Raw genomic sequence first — 17,597 nt, 5'->3', positions numbered from 1 at the left:
CCTCCCAGATCGATGTCAAGATACGGTCCTCCGTTGACCGTATCCGAGTCAAGTGCCCGACCGTATACCCAGATGGCTCAGGAGTTGCCCTCGAAGAGAGAGGTCACCGACCCGTCGGAGTGGACCTCGTTGATCGCGGACGCGAGCAGCGGCGCGATGGAGAGCACCTTGAGGTTGGGGAACCGGCGGTCGTCCTCGATCGGCAGGGTGTCGGTCACGACCACCTCGCGCGCCCCGCACTCGGTGAGCCGCTGCGCCGCCGGACCGGACAGCACACCGTGCGTCGCCGCGACGGTGACCGACTTGGCGCCGGCTGCCATGACTACCTTGACGGCCTCGGCGATGGTCCCGCCGGTGTCGATGAGGTCGTCCACCAGCACGCAGTCCCGGCCCTCGACGTCGCCCACCACACGGTTGGCCACGGACTGGTTGGGCCGCGTGACGTCGCGCGTCTTGTGCACGAACGCCAGCGGGCCGCCGCCCAGCTTGGAGGCCCAGATCTCGGCGACGCGGATGCGTCCGGCGTCCGGCGAGACGACCGTGACGTTCTCGACGTCCACGCGGGTGCGCACGTAGTCGACGAGGATCGGCATGGCCCACAGGTGGTCGACGGGACCGTCGAAGAAGCCCTGGATCTGCGGGGTGTGCAGGTCGACGCTCATCAGGCGGTCCGCGCCCGCAGTCTTGAACAGGTCGGCGATGAGCCGGGCCGAGATCGGCTCGCGGCCACGGCTCTTCTTGTCCTGGCGTGCGTAGCCGAAGAACGGCGCCACGACGGTGACCGAGTGCGCAGAGGCCCGCTTGGCGGCGTCGACCATGAGCAGCTGCTCCATGATCCACTGGTTGACCGGCATCGTGTGCGACTGCAGCAGGAACAGGTCCATGCCGCGCACGGAGTCGCTGAACCGCACGTAGGTCTCGCTGTTCGCGAAGTCGTACGCGGACACGCCGAGCAGATCGATGCCCAGCTCTTTCGCCACGTCGTTCGCCAGCTCGGGGTGTGCTCGCCCCGCTGCGAGGACGAGCGGATGACGGTTCGGGCCGGGAGCAATGCTGGACATCAGTAGGACGTTCCTTCCTTGTCGGCCCCGGGGACGGGGGCCAGTCCGGCCGGCTCGGCCTGAGCGGCCGCGACCTGCGGGGTCGTGGGGGCCCCAGCTGCATTCTGCTGGGCGAGCTGGCGCTGCGCCTGATCACCGAGGCCGGACGGCCCACCGTGGGCGTTCGTCGCGGCCTCCGCCGCGGCCGTCCCTGGCCGACGACGCATGACCCAGCCCTCGATGTTCCGCTGCTGCCCCGCGGTGACGCCGAGCGCGCCGGCGGGCACGTCCCGGCGGATCACGGAACCGGCGGCAGTGTAGGCACCGTCACCCACGGTCACGGGTGCGACGAACATGTTGTCCGCGCCCGTGCGGGCGTGCGAGCCGATCACCGTGCGGTGCTTGTGCACGCCGTCGTAGTTGACGGTCACCGACGCGGCGCCGATGTTGGAGTGCTCGCCGATCGTCGCGTCGCCCACATAGGACAGGTGCGGCACCTTGCTGCCCTCACCGATCTCGGCGTTCTTCGTCTCGACGAACGTCCCGATCTTGCCCTTGCGGCCCAGGTTGGTACCGGGACGCAGGTACGCGAACGGGCCGACGGACGCGCCCTCGCCGATGACGGCGAGCGACCCGTGCGTGCGGACGACCGTCGCGCCGACGCCCACCTCGACGTCGGTCAGCGTGGTGTCGGGGCCGATCGTGGCGCCCGTCGCGACGACCGTCGCGCCCTTGAGCTGGGTGTTCGGCAGGAGCGTGACGTCGGGGGCGAGCTCGACGTCGACGTCGATCCACGTGGTGGCCGGGTCCTGCACCGTGACGCCCGCGCGCTGCCACTCCTCGACGATGCGGCGGTTCATCTCGCGGGCGAGGACCGAGAGGGCCACCCGGTCGTTGACGCCCTCGACCAGCATCGGGTCGTCGGCGAGCAGCGCCCGCACGTGCAGGCCCTCGGTGCGAGCGAACGCGACGACGTCGGTCAGGTAGACCTCGCCCTGCGCGTTCCTGCTGTCGAGGCCGCCCAGGCCGCGCCGCAGCGTGGCGGCGTCGAACACGTAGACCGAGGAGTTGATCTCGCGGATCTCGAGCTGGTCCGCGCTCGCGTCCTTGTGCTCGACGATCTCGAGCACGTCGCCGGTGTCCTGCTCGCGGACGATCCGGCCGTAGCCGGTCGCATCGGCGACCTCGGTGGTGAGCACCGTCACCGCGTTGCCGTCGGCCTGGTGCGCGGACAGCAGCTGGCCGAGCGTTGCGCCGTCGAGCAGCGGGACGTCGCCCGCCACCACCACGACCGGCCCCTCGACGCCGTCGCCGACGGTCTCGCCGTCGGCGAGACCCGCGGCGGCCGCCGTGGCCTGCGCCTTGGAGTCGAGCGCCGCGAGGGCGCACTGCACCGCGCGGCCCGTGCCGGGGATGTCGTCCTGGTCCACGAGCAGCGCGCCGGCGTCGAGCTGGCCGACCGCCTCGGCGACGAGCTGACGCTCGTGGCGGACCACCACGGCGACCTGCACCGGCTCGAGCTCTCGGGCCGCTGCCAGCGCGTGCCCGACCATCGGCTTGCCGCCGAGCGGATGCAAGATCTTTGGCAACGCCGACTTCATGCGGGTGCCCTGGCCAGCGGCGAGAATGATGACTGCTGCCGGCTGAGGTGTCTCGGTCACGAGTGCTCCGATCGGTGGGTTAGTCAGATCCGGATGGCTCCGCCCCCAGGATTCGAACCTGGACTAAAGGCACCAAAAACCTCTGTGCTGCCGATTACACCAAGGCGGACCGGGCGCGCGCGAGGCTCCGTCGTGACCCGAAGCGGGCGTGTGCCACCGTCGCACGTCCGTGAACAGTCTGCCAGGTCCTCGGGCATGCCCCTGCCCGTACCCGGCGAGTCGTCAGCCACACCGTTCACGCGACCGACCCGTACCGGACACGTCCGGGACTGCCGCTCGGGCACAATGAACACCATGGCCGCCGACAACCGACGTACCCACCGACCTCGTATGACGGCCAGTCAGCGCCGTGAGCAGCTGCTCGCGGTCAGCCGCGGGCTGTTCGCCGGAAAGGGCTTCGAAGGCACCAGCGTGGAGGAGATCGCCGCACGCGCCGAGGTCTCCAAGCCCGTCGTGTACGAGCACTTCGGCGGCAAGGAGGGTATCTACGCGGTCGTGGTGGACCGCGAGGTGCAGGCGCTCACCACCGCGCTGACGGTTGCGCTCGGCTCCGGCGGGCACCCGAAGGTGCTCCTGGAGCGCACCGCGCTCGCCCTCCTCGACTACATCGAGTCGTCCGAGGACGGTTTTCGCATCCTCGTGCGCGACTCCCCCGTCGCGCAGGCGACCGGGACGTTCTCAAGCCTGATCGGCGACGTCGCCACCCAGGTCGAGTCGATCCTCGAACCGCAGTTCAGGGCTGCCGGGCTCGAGACAAGGACCGCCCCGCTCTACGCGCAGATGCTGGTCGGCATGATCGCGCTGACCGGCCAGTACTGGCTGGACGCGCGCAGCCCCAAGAAGACCGAGGTCGCGGCACATCTGGTCAACCTGGCGTGGAACGGGCTGCACAACATGGAGAAGAAGCCGGTCCTCACCAAGATGTCGCACTGACGCGGGACCGAACAGCGCCCCGGCTCACCAGGCCGCGAGCAGCAGCTCCTCCACCGCGTCAGCGGTCACCGGCCGCGGGTTCGGGTAAGGGTCGGCCGCCACACGCTCGGCCACCTCGCGCAGCGCATCGCGGGCCACGCCGAGCGCGCGGAGCGTCGTCGGGCCGTCGTGCATCGAGGCAAGGGAGGCGACCGCGAGCGTCGGGTCACCGTTCGCGAGACGCGCCAGCCGTGCTGCGGCGTCGGGCGCCGCTACCAGGTTGAACCGCATGACGTGCGCGAGGAGCAGGGCGTGCAGCTCCGCGTGCGGCAGGCCGAAGGTCCCTCCGAGCGCGTGCGCGAGCTGGTGGTGCAGGCCCATCTGGGCCTGGGCCAGGCACGCGCCCGCCAGCCACGCGGCTTCCTGGAGCCGGCCACGGGCGACGATGTCGGACGGGTGGTCCAGGACCACGGGGAGCGCGGCGAGGATCCCGTCGGCGGACTCGACCGCGTACGCGCGGGTCGCGGCGCTGGCGCGGGTGTCCCACAGGGCCTCGACGGCGTGCGCCAGTGCGTTGAGGGCCGAGGTCAGGGTCAGCCCTCGGGGCAGCGAGAGCGTCAGGTCCGGGTCGTACACGATGGTGCTGGGCGCCAGGGCCGGGTCCCGCCGGGTCGTCTTGGCGCCGCCCTCGGTCTCCCCGAGCACCGGGGTCGCCTCCGAACCGGCGTAGGTCGTCGGTACCGCCACCTGGGGCATGCCGGTCCGGCCGGCCAGCGCCTTGGACAGCCCGATGGCGGAGCCACCACCGATCGCGACCAGCGCATCGGCCCGCACCTCCCCGGCCAGGGCGAGCGCTTCGGCGGTCACCTCGACCGGGCTGTGCTGGACGGGGCGGCCGAAGGTGGCGGCGTACCGCTCCGCGAGGGCAGCGGCCAGGTCCAGCGCAGCCTCCGCCGACGACGGAGCCGCGATCACCAGCACACGCTGCGCCCCGAGCCGTCCGACCTCGTCCGGCACGAGGGAGAGCGCGCCCGAACCCTGCAGCACTCGACCTGCGTACACCTGGTGCACCCTGATTTCTGTTCCCACGGGGCCTGAGCCTACGGTCGTCGTAGCCGCTGCGACCACGGGCGACGCCCCCTGGACGCGCTATCGAGATTCTTGATATCGAGACATCCGATAGCCTCTCGCCATGGAGCACACAGGTCCCGCCGACGAGGTCGACCGCATCGTCGACGCGTGGCACCACGTGCGCCCGGACCTGGAGCTCGAGCCCCTCACCGTGTTCAGCCGGGTGTCCCGGCTCGCCCGGCACCTCGATCTGGCACGCCGTACCGCCTTCGCCCGGCACAGTCTGGAGACCTGGGAGTTCGACGTGCTCTCCGCTCTGCGCCGCGCCGGGGAGCCGTTCCGGCTCTCGCCCGGCACGCTCGTCACGCAGACCCTGGTGACCAGTGGCACGATGACCAACCGGATCGACCGCCTGGAGTCGCGCGGGTTCGTGCAGCGGCACCGCTCCCCCGACGACCGCCGCGGTGTGCTCGTCGAGCTTACCGAGGAAGGCCTGGCGCGGGTCGACGCGGCGATGAGCGACCTGCTCGACATCGAGGCCAAGGTGCTGACCGCTCTCTCGCCGACGGAGCGTCCGCAGCTCGCGGCCCTGCTGCGGACGGTGACCGCCCAGTTCGACGAGTAGCCGTAGCTCAGCAGCTCGGCTCAGCCGCTGCGGCTGACCACGATCTTCTCGCGGCCGAGCTGGTCGGGCAGAAAGAAGAGGTCGTCGGCGTCGGCGACGTACAGCGGCACCTCGCCGAGCTCGGCCGGCTCACCGTCGATGTCGGTGACCGTCAGCTCGACGCGGTCGGGGGCACTCCCCGAGACATACTTCCAGGTGCCCTCGAGCTCTGCGGGCACCTCCTCGACGACGCCGTCCGCCGCGTCGTCGAGCACCTCGTCCGGGACCCCGATGGCCGTGAACGTGCGGTCCTTGCTGAGCGCTATGACCGTCGTGGCACCATCGCCCACGTAGGAGCCAACGAACTGGGGCTCCGTGTAGTCGAACGTACCGATGTCGAACGCGCACCCCGACACCGTGAGTACACCGACGAGCGCTCCCGCACCTCGGAAGACGTGCCGCTGCTTCATTCCACACCTGACGTTAATCCGGACCTGCTGACCGGTCGCCCAATCTAGCGGGAAAGCCGCAATCCCTCCTGGGGAGCAGCATGACGATCACCACACCATGTGATGATGCGATGGACGCCGAGCGCAACCAACAGACCCCGTCACGCACAATGACAGCATCATGAGCAACATCCGCACAGCGGCAGGCGGCTCCGCGCTGCTCGTCGCGGTCCTTGTCTTCGCGCTGAACCTGCGCACCCCCATCACATCCCTCCCGCCGGTCATGGCCGACATCGCGACCGGCCTCGGCCTCGACCAGACGCTGGCCGGCCTGCTCGTGGGGATCCCCGCCCTCTGCTTCAGCGTGGTGGCGCCCGCGGCGTCGGCCCTGATCTCCCGGGTGGGGCCGTACGCGGCGGTCACGGTCGCCCTGGTGGGAGTGATCGCGGGAACGCTGATCCGGTCGGTGGGCACCGGCACGGTCGGCGTGGTCGCTGCCTTCACGGGGACGGTGGTGCTGGGCTCCGCGATCACCGTGGGCAACGTGGTGGTGCCGGTCATCATCGCGCGGGACTTCCCGACCAGAGCGGCGCTCGCGACAGGCCTGTACTCCTCGATGATGAACCTCGGGTCGGTCTTCGCGACGTCGCTCACCGCGCCGTTCGCAGCCCTGCTCGGCTGGCAGGGCGCCATCGCCTCCTGGTCGCTCGTCGCTGCGGTCGCGCTGGTCGTGTGGCTCGTCACCACCCGCCGCCTTCCCGACCCGCAGGTCGCTCGGGCGACACCAGCGCCGGACCCGAACGGGGACGACGACGGCGGCGCACCCGCCGAGGCGTCCACCACGCCGCACGCCGAACGGCCCGACGAGACCTGGGGTGGTGTGCTGCGCCGCCCCATCACCTGGGCGCTGATCGTGGCGTTCGCCGGGCAGTCGTTCTCGTACTACGCGGTCACCGGCTGGTTGCCGGAGCTGCTGCGCGACCTGCTGGACCTGTCCGTGACCACGGCGGGCAACGCGGCAGCGCCGTTCCAGGGCCTCGCCATCGCGGGCAGCATCCTGGTCCCCCTCGCCCTGGCCGCCCGCGTCCCGATGCGTGGCGCCGCCGTGACGATGGCCCTGCTGTGGGTCTCGCTACCCGCGGGCCTGCTGCTGGCACCGCAGTGGTGGCTGCTGTGGGTGAGCCTCGCCGGCATCGCGCAGGGCGGGAACTTCGTGGTGATCTTCACCATCGTGGCGCAGCGGTGCCGCACCGTTGCCCAGACCCGGCGGACGGTGGCGGCCGTCCAGGCGTTCGGCTATGCCGTCGCGGCGACCGCGCCGGCCCTGATCGGCGCGGTGCACACGGCGTCGGGCGGGTGGAACGCGGCCCTCCTGGTGATGCTCGGGTCCACGCTGGCGCTGGGGACGGCCGAGCTGATCGCGACACGACGACCCAGGTACAGGCGGCTCTGACAGGAACATTTCCATAGGCATTGAAAGTTGGCAGGATGATTGCCTACCTTTCCAGCATGACGACACACCTTGGGCCCACCGCAGTGCTCCCCACCCTTCGCGAGCACCTCCTGGTCGACGGGTTCGACCTCGTCCTCGACCTCACCCGGTCGCACGGCTCCACGCTCGTCGACGCGCGCGACGGGCGCGAGTGGCTCGACCTGTTCACTTTCTTCGCCTCCTCACCCCTCGGAATGAACCACCCCGCCCTTGCCGACGACGCGGCGTTCCGCGACGAGCTCGCCACCGCCGCGATCAACAAGCCGTCCAACTCCGACATCTACACGGTCGAGATGGCGCGCTTCGCCGACACGTTCGCGCGTGTCCTCGGCGATCCCGCGCTGCCGCACCTGTTCTTCATCGACGGCGGCGCGCTCGCCGTCGAGAACGCGCTCAAGGTCGCGTTCGACTGGAAGTCCCGCCTCAACGAGGCGAACGGCCGCTCCCCCGAGCTCGGCACCCAGGTGATGCACCTGGAGCACGCGTTCCACGGCCGTTCGGGGTACACGATGTCGCTGACCAACACGGAGCCGGGCAAGGTGGCCCGGTTCCCCAAGTTCGACTGGCCGCGCATCCCCTCCCCGTACGTCGCAGAGGGCAAGGACATGGACGCGGCCGAGGCAGCGGCGCTCGGGGCCGCCCGCGCGGCGTTCGAGGCCAACCCGCACGACATCGCGGCGTTCATCATGGAGCCCATCCAGGGCGAGGGCGGCGACCACCACTTCCGCACCTCGTTCCTGACGGGCATGCAGGACCTGTGCCGGGAGTTCGACGCGCTGTTCATCGTGGACGAGGTCCAGACCGGCGCCGGGATCACCGGCACGACGTGGGCCTACCAGCAGCTCGGCATCACGCCCGACGTCGTCGCGTTCGGCAAGAAGACGCAGGTCTGCGGCATCATGGCCGGCGGACGCGTCGACGAGGTCCCGGACAACGCGTTCGCCGTCTCGTCGCGGATCAACTCCACCTGGGGCGGCAACCTCACCGACATGGTGCGCTCCCGCCGGATCCTCGAGACCTACGAGGCCGAGGGCCTCGTGGACCGTGCCCGCACCATGGGCAAGCGGCTCAACGACGAGCTGGTCGCGCTCGCACAACGGCACGACGGCGTGACCGACGTCCGCGGGCGTGGCCTCATGTGCGCGCTGACGCTGCCGTCGCGTGCGGTGCGCGACCAGGTGCTGTCGGCGCTCACCGAGCGAAGCGTGCTCCTGCTGGGCTGCGGCGAGCGGTCCGTGCGGTTCCGCCCGGCGCTGACGGTCCCGGCCGAGGCGCTGGAGGCAGGCGTGAAGGCCCTGGACGAGGTCCTGACGGAGACCCTCTGAGGTGTCAGACGCTCAGGTCATTCGGGTGACCTGAGCGTCTGGCTCGTCGTAGAGCTACTCGTCGTCGGCGGCGACGCTGTCCGCGATGCGGAGCAGCTCCGCCATCGTCGGGCCGGCGTTGCCCGTGGGTGTGCGGCCGATCGTGGACAGCAGCAGGTAGGAGCCCGCGTCGTCGGACCACTCGAGCCGCACCGGGCCGAACCCGTTGTTGTCCACGCGCGTGACCCGCACGGTGCCGCCCGAGCCGGCGAGGTCCTCCGTCTCGACCGTCACGTTGTCGCCGGACAGCTCGTCGGACAGCTCCGCCGACCCCGGGTACGCCACGTACGTGATGGCCGACAGGGGGTGGTACGCGCCGGCACGGACCTCCTCCTCCGGCCAGGCCAGGCCAGGCCCGCCGCGGAACGTCTCCTCGTTCTCGGGGCCGTCCAGCGGGTAGCTGATCCAGGTGCCGAGGTGGTCCTCCGCCGTCGTGCGGCCGATCCCGGCCGAGATGTCGGCGGGACACTCGACCACCGCCCGCGTGATGGTCTTGGGCACCCAGTGCGGTTGCCGCAGGTCCTCGGCGCAGGTGCCGACCGTGAGCTCGGTGGCGTCGACCGGGGTGATGACGGGCGCGTCCTCCCTCGCACCGAGCACCAGCGTGACCACGATGATGATGATCGCGCCGAGCAGGGTCACCGCCCCGCCGAGCAGCCACTCCGGCCGGATCCGCGGCTCGTCGATGGTCGTGACCACGTCAGCCCTCGCACTCGATCTCGGTGACCGCGTCCCGGGAGAGCGCCATGACCTTGTTCGACGGGACCGGGCTCCGTGCCACACCCGGCAGGACGTAGGAGCCCCAGTCGCAGTCGTTGTCGGCGAAGTAGGCCTCCCGCGCGCCATCCGGCGCCGCGTACCGCACGCGGTGGTCGGGGCCACGGCACTCGAACTCCGGGTCGCACAGCGAGACCATCAGCGCACGCATGGTCACCCAGGTGCCGGTGTCCACGCAGCCGTTGACCGGCAGGCCGTTGTAGGCCTGGAACGCCTTGGTCGCCACCTCCGACTCCGCGTCCCACAAGCCGTCCACGGGCTTCAGCCCGGTACCGGCCGACAGCACGTTCTGGGCCGCGACCACGGCACCGCCGGAGGTCTGGCCGCACTCGCCGACCGGGTCGTTCGACACCCACATCGCACTCGAGTTCATCGCCTGCGCGACGGCGGCGATGATCAGGGCAGCGACCACGGTGCCACCGCCCGCCTGCAGCCAGGTTCGGGTCGTGGGCATTCCCTCGGTGCTCCTTCGTCTGCCCGACGCAAGGGCTCCCACGACGTCCCACACGAAGCGAGGATGCTCTGGTGGGGTGGGGCACCGCGCCGGGCGATGTACTGGCGAGCGTGAGCGTAACAATCCGCCCTTACGTGGCGGAAGCGACGCACCGGACGAAAAGCACGCAGGACCACCCTGGAAAGCCGAGCTCGGTCGGACGCCCGACCGATCTCATCCAGACGTGGGTAATCTCAGTGCATGCTGCGGCCCCTGATCAACCCGCCGCGACTGCGGCCGGGCGACACCGTTGCCATCGTCGCCCCGTCAGGTCCGGTGCCCGCCGAGCGGCTCGACATCGGCGTCGGCCACCTCCGCGACTGGGGACTCGACGTGCAGGTGATGCCCCACGTCCTGGACACGCACCCGGACCACGGCTATCTGGCCGGCTCCGACGCGGCGCGCGCCGCCGACTTCCAGGAGGCCTGGCTCGATCCCGACGTCCGCGCGGTCCTCACGGCGCGCGGCGGGTACGGGGCGACCCGGATGGTGGACCTCGTCGACTGGGACGCGCTCGCCGCGACGGACCCGAAGGTGCTCGTCGGCTACAGCGACTGCACGGTGCTGCACCAGGCGGTCGCCGTCCACCTCGGGCTGGTCTCCCTGCACGGTCCGATGACGGGGACCGTGTCGTTCCTCAGGTCCGAGCCGGCCCGCGAGCACCTGCGGCGCACCCTGTTCGCGCCGGAGACCACGCAGACGATCACCGGCCCCCTTGCCCACACAGTGGTCGGCGGCACGGCCCGCGGCATCACCATCGGCGGCTGCCTCTCGCTCCTGGCGACGTCCGTCGGGTGCGCCGCGGCGCTGCCGTCCGCCGCGGGCGGGATCGTCCTGCTGGAGGACATCGGCGAGCGGGCCTACCGGGTCGACTCGTTCCTCACCTACCTGCTGCGCTCAGGCTGGTTCGACGGCGCGCTCGGGATCGTGCTGGGCTCGTGGCAGGACTGCGACCCGGTCGAGCCGGTGATCCTGGACCTGCTGGGGCCGCTCGGCATCCCGATCGTCGGCGACCTCGGGTTCGGCCATGGGCCGGACCCCCTCACCGTGCCGCTGGGCGTACCGGTCGAGCTGGACGCCGACGCCGGCACGCTCACGCTGGACCAGCCGGCCCTCGCGCGGCGCTGAGCGAATCCGCGAGCGCCCCTCTCCTTCGAAGCCTAAGCTTCTTCGCTTTCGGGGCCTCGAAAGCGAAGAAACTTAGGCCTCGAAGGGGGTGGGGGCGGACGCGCGGACCTGGTCAGCCGGGCTCGGTCATCTGCCCCTCGAAGTAGGTCTGGAGCACCACTGTCGTGCGGGTCGAGACCTTCGCCGTGCGGCGGATCCGGCCCAGCAGCTCCTCGAGGGCGCGCGGCGACGCCACCCGTGTGACGAGCAGGTAGTTCGCGTTGCCTGCCACCGAGTAGCAGGACTCGATGCCTGGCATGCCACGCAGGCGTTCGGGCGCGTCGTCCTCCTGCGCCTGGTCCAGCGGCGTGATCTCGATGAACGCCGCGAGCGGCAGCCCGACCGCCTCCGCGTTCACCACCGCTCGGTAACCCGTGATGACGCCGCGGGCCTCCAGCTTTCGCACCCGCACCTGCACCGCGGACAGGGACAGGCCCGAGATCTCGGACAGGACCGCGAGCGTCGTGCGTCCGTCCTTGCGCAGTGCGTCGACAAGGGCTCGGTCCACCCCGTCGAGCGGTGTCTGATCGTTGTCGGTCATCCCGCCACCTCCGCCGCTTCCAACCAGGCCGCCTCGAGCTCGTCGCGCTCGCTCGCCAGGTCGCGGAGCTCCGCGTCCAGTCGGGCGACAGCCTGATAGTCCGTTGCCTGCTGCGCGATGGTCTCGTGCAGCTCGGCCTCTTTCTGGGCAATCTTCGCAAGGCGGCGTTCGATTCGGGAGGCTTCCTTCTTCGCTGCGCGAATGTCCCGCTGCGAGAGCGCCTCGTCGCCGCCGCCCGACGCCGCCGCGGCGGCCCCCGACGTCGACCCGCCACCAGCCGAGCCGCGTGCCGAACCGCCGCCGGAACCGGTGCTTGCCCCTGCCGGAGTACCAGAGGCCGATGCTCCGGCGGCCTTGGCCGCCGCCCGGAGCCGCAGGTACTCCTCGACCCCGCCGGGCAGGTCGCGGATGGTTCCGTCGCCGAGCAGCGCGACCTGCCGGTCCGCCACCCGCTCCAGCAGGTACCGGTCGTGCGAGACCACGATCAGCGTGCCGAGCCAGCCGTCCAGCAGGTCCTCGACGGCGGCGAGCGTGTCGGTGTCGAGGTCGTTGGTGGGCTCGTCGAGCAGCAGCACGTTGGGCTCGGCCACCAGCAGGCGCAACAGCTGGAGCCGACGCCGCTCGCCGCCCGACAGGTCCTTCACCGGCGTGTAGGCGCGCTCACGGGTGAAGCCGAGCTTCTCCGTGAGCTGCGACGCCGTGAGCTCCTTGCCGTCGACGACCACCCGGCCCTTCTCCTGCTCGACCACCTCGACCGCCGTCAGGCCACCGAGCTCGTCCAGCTCGGTGACGTCCTGCGAGAGCTCCCGGACGTGGATGGTCTTGCCCCGCTTGACCCGGCCCGAGTCGGCCATGCGACGGCCGGCGAGGAGCGCGAGCAGCGTCGTCTTGCCCGCGCCGTTGACGCCCACGACGCCGTACCGGTCGCCTGGGCCCAGGCGCCAGGTCACGTCGTCGAACAGGACCTTGCCCGGGACGGCCACGCTGACCGACTCAAGGTCCAGCACGTCCTTGCCCAGTCGCCGCGTCGCCATCCGGGTGAGCTCCATCGAGTCCCGCGGCGGCGGCTCGTCGTCGATCAGCGCGGACGCGGCGTCGAGCCGGAACTTCGGCTTGGACGTCCGAGCGGGCGCGCCGCGGCGCAGCCACGCGAGCTCCTTGCGCAGCAGGTTGTCCCGCTTCTCCGCTGCCGTCGCGGACTGCCGGGCTCGCTCGGCGCGCGCCAGGATGTAGGCCGCGTAGCCGCCCTCGTACCCGTCGATGGCGCCCGTGCCGTCGCCGCGCACCTCCCACATGCGGGAACAGACCTCGTCAAGGAACCAGCGGTCGTGCGTCACGACCACGAGCGCGCCGGTCGCGCCGGGACGCCCGTACCGCTCCCGCAGGTGGGCGGCGAGCCAGGCCACGCCCTCGACGTCGAGGTGGTTGGTGGGCTCGTCGAGCAGCAGCAGGTCCGGGTCCTGCACGAGCAGTGCCGCGAGCGCCACGCGGCGGCGCTGGCCGCCGGAGAGCTTGACGACCGGGAAGTCCCAGCCGATGTCGGCGAGCAGGCCGTCCTGCACCTGGCGGACCCGGGCGTCGGAGGCCCAGACGTGCGTGTCCGCGTCGCCGTGCACGATGTCGAGCACCGTAGCGTCCTCGGCCAGCTCGTCGCGCTGGTCGAGCATGCCGAGGGTGGAGCCACCCACCCGGGTGACCCGGCCGGCGTCGGGCCGGGAGGTGCCCGCGAGGATGCGCAGCAGGGTCGACTTGCCCGCGCCGTTGGGGCCGACGACGCCGACGCGGTCGCCGTCGTCGAGGCCGAGGGAGACGTCGGACAGGAGGGTGCGAGTACCGATGGTCAGCGCAATGCCGTCCGCGCCGAGGAGATGTGCCACCCAAGAAGACTAGTTCGCCTCGGGCCGGGGAACGTCCACTCGCCCCGTCAGCTCGTATTGCGCCGCGTGCTCGCGCAGGTACTCACGTAGGTACGGGATCGCGAAGTCCACGTATCCGTATCGTGCCGGCCGACCGCGTCGTCATCGATCGCCGGCCCCCTTTTTTGGATCTCTTACGATCTTTATGATCTTGACCGACGGCGCATGATCCGCAAGCACAGCGTGCCCCGTCCCGACGCTACTCTTGCGCCGAACGTCAATGTTGCCGCAGAGGCCTTCCCGCCCGGAGGCCGTACCAGGAGGATCCCGTGGCCCAGTTCGACATGCCGCTGTCCGATCTCGAGAGGTACGCACCCGAGATCGACGAGCCCGGCGACTTCGACGAGTTCTGGTCGGCGACCCTGGCGGAGGCGCGAGCGTTCGGCCGGGCGCCCACGGTGGAGCGCATCGACACCGGGCTCACGGAGGTCGTGGTCGACGACGTGACGTTCCCCGGCTTCGGCGGCCACCCCATCAAGGCCTGGCTGACCCGTCCGGCGCACGCCGACGGCGACCTGCCGGTCGTGGTCGAGTACGAGGGCTACGGCGGCGGGCGGGGCCTGCCGCACGAGAAGATCCACTGGGCGGCGGCCGGCTACGCGCACCTCCGGATGGACACCCGCGGGCAGGCGTCGGGCCACGGCACCGGTGGGGCGACACCGGACCCGGTGGGGTCAGGGCCCGCGTCGCCGGGGTACATGACCCGCGGTGTCCTCGACCCGCACGACCACTACTACCGCCGCGTGTTCACGGACGCCGTCCGTGCCGTGGACGCGGTGCGCGGCATCCCGGGGCTGGATCCGGAGCGCGTGGCCGTGGCCGGCGGCAGCCAGGGTGGCGGCATCAGCCTCGCGGTGGCGGGCCTGGTGCCCGACGTCGTGGCCGGGATGCCCGACGTGCCGTTCCTGAGCCACTACCGCCGGGCGGTGTCCATCACCGACGCCCTCCCGTACGGCGAGATCACGAAGTACCTCTCCGTGCACCGCGACCCGGCGGTCGAGGCGCAGGTCTGGCGTACCTTCTCCTACCTGGACGGGGTCTCGTTCGCGCGGCGCGCGCGGGCGGCCGGCCTGTTCTCGGTGGCGCTCATGGACACCATCTGCCCGCCGTCCACCGTGTACGCGGTGTTCAACAGCTGGGCGCCGGACCAGACGGAACCGGTGGTGAAGGAGATCGACGTCTACCCGTACAACAACCACGAGGGCGGCGGCGACTACCGGTTCCCGCGCAAGCTCGCGTGGCTGGGCAAGATCATCTGACGGCCGGCAGGCCGGTCCGGACCGGAAAAGGTGCCTGTCGCCTCCGGGCGGTAAACTCCCTGCGCACGCCCATCCTCGGAGGTCTCCCGTGTCTGAGTACGACCTGCCGCTCGTCACGGTGACGCCGGCCATGCCGCCTGCCACTGACGAGCCCGCGAACTTCGACCTGTTCTGGGCGCAGAACCTCGCCGCACACCGCGACATCGAGGTGGCGCCAGTGCTGACCGCTGCCTCCGCCCGCTCCCGGGATCTCACGGCCGAGGCCGTGACGTTCGCCGGGTTCGAGGGGCGCCCTGTGACAGGTCGGCTCATCACCCCGTCGCAGGCCGACGCCACGCTGCCCGGCCTGGTCGAGCTGCGGCCTGCCGGTCGGGCCGCGAGCCGTGACCTCGAGTGGCTCGCGTCGGACGGGTTCGCGCACCTGGTGGTCGAGCTGCCCCAGGACGACCTCGACGACCCGTACAACCGTGGCGTCTTCACCGACGCCGTCCGGGCGGTGCAGGCCCTGCGCACCCTCGCGAGCGTGGACCCGTCACGGATAGCCGTGCTCGGCAGCGGGCCGGTGGCGGCGGCCGTCGTCGCGGCGGCCGGGCTGCTGCCCGATCTCGCGTGCGCCCTGGTCGAGGGCGACATCCCCGCCGCGCACAAGGACTCCCTGGTCGCGTTCGCCCGCCGGGCGAGCACCCCGCTGCAGCTCGCCCAGGGTGCGGGCGCGCAGGTGCTGCTGGAGGAGTGGGGCTTCAACGCAGCGCTGGCACTGGCCGCCATGACCGGTTCCGTCGAGCGGGTGGTGGAGTGCGTCCTCACCACGGAGAGCAGCACTGCGGCGCGGCGCGCCCGCTGGATCACGGCGCACACGCACCTGAAGGACGTCTTCGTCCCGCAGATCGCCTACTGACCCGCACTGGTTGTGGGCGCGATCATCGCGCCCACGGCCAACTGCCTGGGTCAGCGGGAGATCGAGGTGATGAGCTGGGTGCCCGGGGCCGGGCCCGTCGCGCACCAGACCGCGTCGACGACGTCGGCCGCCGTCCACGCCGCACCCAGCGCCAGCGCATGCTGCCGCGAGCGGCCGAGCGCGGCGACCGTTGGACCGGACCCGGAGACGACCACGCCCAGCGCCCCGGAGTCGGTGGCGACCTCGAGCACGGCGGCGAGCTCTGGCCGCAGGTCCAGAGCCGGTGCCTCCAGGTCGTTGTGCAGCGCCTTGCCGAGCGCCACCGCGTCCCCGGCGCGCAGCGCGTGCATGAGCTCGGTGTCGTCGGCGGCGGGGGCCACGTCGGGCGTCGACGGGCCGGCCAGCTCGTCGAACCGGCGGAACACGCTGGGCGTCGACAGGCCCTCGCGCTGCGTGCCGAAGCACCAGTGGAACTCGCCGCGTGTCATCGCCGGCGTCAGGAGGTCGCCCCGTCCCGTACCGACGGCGGTGTGCCCCAGCAGCGAGAACGGCACGTCCGCCCCGAGCTCCGCGGCCAGCTCGACCAGCTCCTGCCGGGGCAGCCCTGCGTCCCAGAGCGTGTCGCACGCCAGGAGCGCGGCAGCGGCGTCGGCGGACCCGCCGGCCATACCTCCGGCGACCGGCACACCCTTGGTGATGTGCAGCCCGACGTCGGCAGGCAGGCCCGTACGTTCGGCGAGGAGCGCAGCGGCACGCCAGGCGAGATTGGTCTCGTCGGTCGGGACGGCGTCAGCCTGCGGGCCCGAGACCGTCAGCGAGATACCAGATCCTGGCATGGAGTGCGTAGCCGTTACCTCCTCGAACAGGGACACGGCCTGGAAGATCGTCGCCAGCGGGTGGTAGCCGTCGTTCCCGACGGGTCCGACGCGCAGCGCGAGGTTGACCTTTCCCGGCGCGCGGACGCGGACCGACGGCGGCGGCGCCGCGCTGAGGTGCGCGCTCACGCGACCCCCTCCCCAGGCTGACCGAGCTGTTCAGCTATGCGCGCGAACTGCTCGACCACCAGCGTCTCGCCGCGTGCGCTCGGGTCGACGCCCGCGGCGCGCAGCGCCGTCTCAGCCGCTGCACCCGAGCCGAACAGCCCCGCCAGGGCGGCACGCAGCGTCTTGCGGCGCTGCGCGAACGCGGTGTCCACGACGGCGAAGACCCGCTCCCGCGGTGCGGTGGTCGACGGCGGCTCCCTGCGCTCCAGGTACACGAGCGCGGAGTCGACGTTCGGGGCGGGCCAGAAGACGTTGCGGCCGATCGTCCCCACCCGGCGGGCCGACGAGTACCAGGCGGCCTTCACCGACGGGATGCCGTAGATCTTCGAGCCCGGCACGGCTGCGATCCGGTCGGCCACCTCGGCCTGGACCATCACGAGCACGCGTTCCAGCGAGTCGAACCGCTGCAGCATGGTGAGCAGCACCGGGACGGCCACGTTGTACGGGAGGTTCGCCACGAGCGCCGTCGGCGGCGCACCGGGCAGGGTGGTCACGTCCATCGCGTCGGAGAGCACCACCTCGAAGTCGGCACCCGGGAACCGGTCCTGCACCGTGCCGGTGATCTGACCCGCGAGGAGCGGGTCGATCTCGATCGCCACGACCGAGGCACCGGCCTCCACCAGGCCGAGGGTCAGCGAGCCCAGCCCTGGGCCGACCTCGACCACCCGTTCGCCCGGCCTCAGGGCCGCGATGCGCACGATCTTGCGGACCGTGCCGCCGTCGTGCAGGAAGTTCTGGCCAAGGGTCTTGGTGGGCCGAACGCCCAAACGCCCTGCCAGGTCGCGGATCTCCGCAGGACCGAGCAGGGCGTTCGAGGTTTCGTTCATGCAGCGGAGCCTATCTGGAGCGATCGCGGCGAGCGCACTCGGAGGTGGGACGCAGCGAAGCAAGTTCCGCCGGAGAGTGCGCG

The 17,597-nt window shown here is 71.4% G+C and carries 17 protein-coding genes and 1 tRNA gene; 7 read left to right on the top strand and 11 right to left on the bottom strand.

Features of this window, described 5'->3' with window-relative positions; all coding sequences use genetic code 11:
• Positions 1-77: 77 nt before the first annotated feature.
• From APR04_RS16325 to APR04_RS16315, 3 genes are all read right to left on the bottom strand, one after another.
• Positions 78-1,061, bottom strand: a complete 984-nt coding sequence (locus tag APR04_RS16325; RefSeq protein ID WP_253871977.1) for a ribose-phosphate diphosphokinase — start codon at positions 1,059-1,061, stop codon at positions 78-80.
• Positions 1,061-2,701, bottom strand: coding sequence for a bifunctional UDP-N-acetylglucosamine diphosphorylase/glucosamine-1-phosphate N-acetyltransferase GlmU (glmU, locus tag APR04_RS16320; protein WP_308292360.1), 1,641 nt, complete (start codon positions 2,699-2,701; stop codon positions 1,061-1,063). The genes APR04_RS16325 and glmU overlap by 1 nt, the downstream gene beginning before the upstream one ends.
• A gap of 34 nt (positions 2,702-2,735) precedes the next feature.
• Positions 2,736-2,810 (bottom strand) — tRNA-Gln (locus tag APR04_RS16315).
• A gap of 221 nt (positions 2,811-3,031) precedes the next feature.
• Here APR04_RS16315 and APR04_RS16310 point away from each other — a divergent pair.
• Positions 3,032-3,634 carry a TetR/AcrR family transcriptional regulator gene (locus tag APR04_RS16310; RefSeq protein WP_253871976.1) on the top strand — a complete coding sequence of 201 codons (603 nt, stop codon included), beginning with the start codon at positions 3,032-3,034 and terminating at the stop codon, positions 3,632-3,634.
• Positions 3,635-3,658: 24 nt separating this feature from the next.
• Here the strand turns inward: APR04_RS16310 and APR04_RS16305 are convergent, their stop codons facing one another.
• On the bottom strand, positions 3,659-4,702 hold the full coding sequence (locus tag APR04_RS16305) for a maleylacetate reductase (protein WP_253871974.1): 1,044 nt from the start codon (positions 4,700-4,702) through the stop codon (positions 3,659-3,661).
• A 103-nt stretch (positions 4,703-4,805) separates the two neighbouring features.
• On the opposite strand from APR04_RS16305, the gene APR04_RS16300 reads away from it, so the two are divergent.
• On the top strand, positions 4,806-5,309 hold the full coding sequence (locus tag APR04_RS16300; RefSeq protein WP_253871972.1) for a MarR family winged helix-turn-helix transcriptional regulator: 504 nt from the start codon (positions 4,806-4,808) through the stop codon (positions 5,307-5,309).
• 20 nt (positions 5,310-5,329) lie between these two features.
• On the opposite strand, the gene APR04_RS16295 is transcribed toward APR04_RS16300, so the two are convergent.
• Complete coding sequence (locus tag APR04_RS16295) at positions 5,330-5,758, bottom strand: hypothetical protein (protein ID WP_253871970.1); 429 nt, start codon at positions 5,756-5,758, stop codon at positions 5,330-5,332.
• A gap of 160 nt (positions 5,759-5,918) precedes the next feature.
• Here APR04_RS16295 and APR04_RS16290 point away from each other — a divergent pair, with 160 nt between their 5' ends.
• Positions 5,919-7,190 carry an MFS transporter gene (locus APR04_RS16290; RefSeq protein ID WP_253871967.1) on the top strand — a complete coding sequence of 424 codons (1,272 nt, stop codon included), beginning with the start codon at positions 5,919-5,921 and terminating at the stop codon, positions 7,188-7,190.
• 56 nt (positions 7,191-7,246) lie between these two features.
• Entirely contained in the window at positions 7,247-8,554 is a 1,308-nt protein-coding gene (gene lat / locus APR04_RS16285; RefSeq protein WP_253871965.1) for an L-lysine 6-transaminase, read from the top strand.
• Between the two features lie 54 nt (positions 8,555-8,608).
• On the opposite strand, the gene APR04_RS16280 is transcribed toward lat, so the two are convergent.
• Positions 8,609-9,292: a hypothetical protein gene (locus APR04_RS16280; RefSeq protein WP_253871963.1), complete on the bottom strand. Its 684-nt coding sequence runs from the start codon at positions 9,290-9,292 to the stop codon at positions 8,609-8,611.
• A 1-nt stretch (position 9,293) separates the two neighbouring features.
• Positions 9,294-9,824, bottom strand: coding sequence for a peptidoglycan-binding domain-containing protein (locus APR04_RS16275; protein ID WP_253871961.1), 531 nt, complete (start codon positions 9,822-9,824; stop codon positions 9,294-9,296).
• A 240-nt stretch (positions 9,825-10,064) separates the two neighbouring features.
• Here APR04_RS16275 and APR04_RS16270 point away from each other — a divergent pair, with 240 nt between their 5' ends.
• Positions 10,065-10,991 (top strand): S66 peptidase family protein, encoded by a 927-nt coding sequence (locus tag APR04_RS16270; RefSeq protein WP_253871959.1) that lies wholly within the window; start codon positions 10,065-10,067, stop codon positions 10,989-10,991.
• Positions 10,992-11,103: 112 nt separating this feature from the next.
• Here the strand turns inward: APR04_RS16270 and APR04_RS16265 are convergent, their stop codons facing one another.
• Positions 11,104-11,571: an Lrp/AsnC family transcriptional regulator gene (locus APR04_RS16265; protein ID WP_253871956.1), complete on the bottom strand. Its 468-nt coding sequence runs from the start codon at positions 11,569-11,571 to the stop codon at positions 11,104-11,106.
• Positions 11,568-13,448, bottom strand: a complete 1,881-nt coding sequence (locus APR04_RS16260; protein WP_253871954.1) for an ABC-F family ATP-binding cassette domain-containing protein — start codon at positions 13,446-13,448, stop codon at positions 11,568-11,570. Before APR04_RS16260 ends, APR04_RS16265 begins: the two co-directional genes overlap by 4 nt.
• 308 nt (positions 13,449-13,756) lie before the next feature.
• Here APR04_RS16260 and APR04_RS16255 point away from each other — a divergent pair, with 308 nt between their 5' ends.
• Both APR04_RS16255 and APR04_RS16250 read left to right on the top strand, forming a co-directional pair.
• The gene (locus APR04_RS16255; RefSeq protein WP_253871952.1) at positions 13,757-14,746 is read left to right on the top strand and encodes an acetylxylan esterase; all 990 of its coding nucleotides are present in this window, start codon (positions 13,757-13,759) and stop codon (positions 14,744-14,746) included.
• Positions 14,747-14,834: 88 nt separating this feature from the next.
• Positions 14,835-15,644, top strand: coding sequence for an acetylxylan esterase (locus APR04_RS16250; RefSeq protein WP_253871950.1), 810 nt, complete (start codon positions 14,835-14,837; stop codon positions 15,642-15,644).
• Positions 15,645-15,694: 50 nt separating this feature from the next.
• Here the strand turns inward: APR04_RS16250 and APR04_RS16245 are convergent, their stop codons facing one another.
• A complete protein-coding gene (locus APR04_RS16245) occupies positions 15,695-16,648 on the bottom strand; it encodes a 4-(cytidine 5'-diphospho)-2-C-methyl-D-erythritol kinase (RefSeq protein ID WP_253871948.1) in 954 nt (317 codons plus the stop codon).
• Positions 16,645-17,514 carry a 16S rRNA (adenine(1518)-N(6)/adenine(1519)-N(6))-dimethyltransferase RsmA gene (gene rsmA / locus APR04_RS16240; RefSeq protein ID WP_253871946.1) on the bottom strand — a complete coding sequence of 290 codons (870 nt, stop codon included), beginning with the start codon at positions 17,512-17,514 and terminating at the stop codon, positions 16,645-16,647. The genes APR04_RS16245 and rsmA overlap by 4 nt, the downstream gene beginning before the upstream one ends.
• Between the last annotated feature and the right edge of the window lie 83 nt (positions 17,515-17,597).

The sequence above is a fragment of the Promicromonospora umidemergens genome, from assembly GCF_024171995.1.
GTDB lineage: Bacteria > Actinomycetota > Actinomycetes > Actinomycetales > Cellulomonadaceae > Promicromonospora > Promicromonospora umidemergens.
Note: the sequence above shows the minus strand (reverse complement) of the source record. Positions and strands in the feature narration are given on the sequence as shown.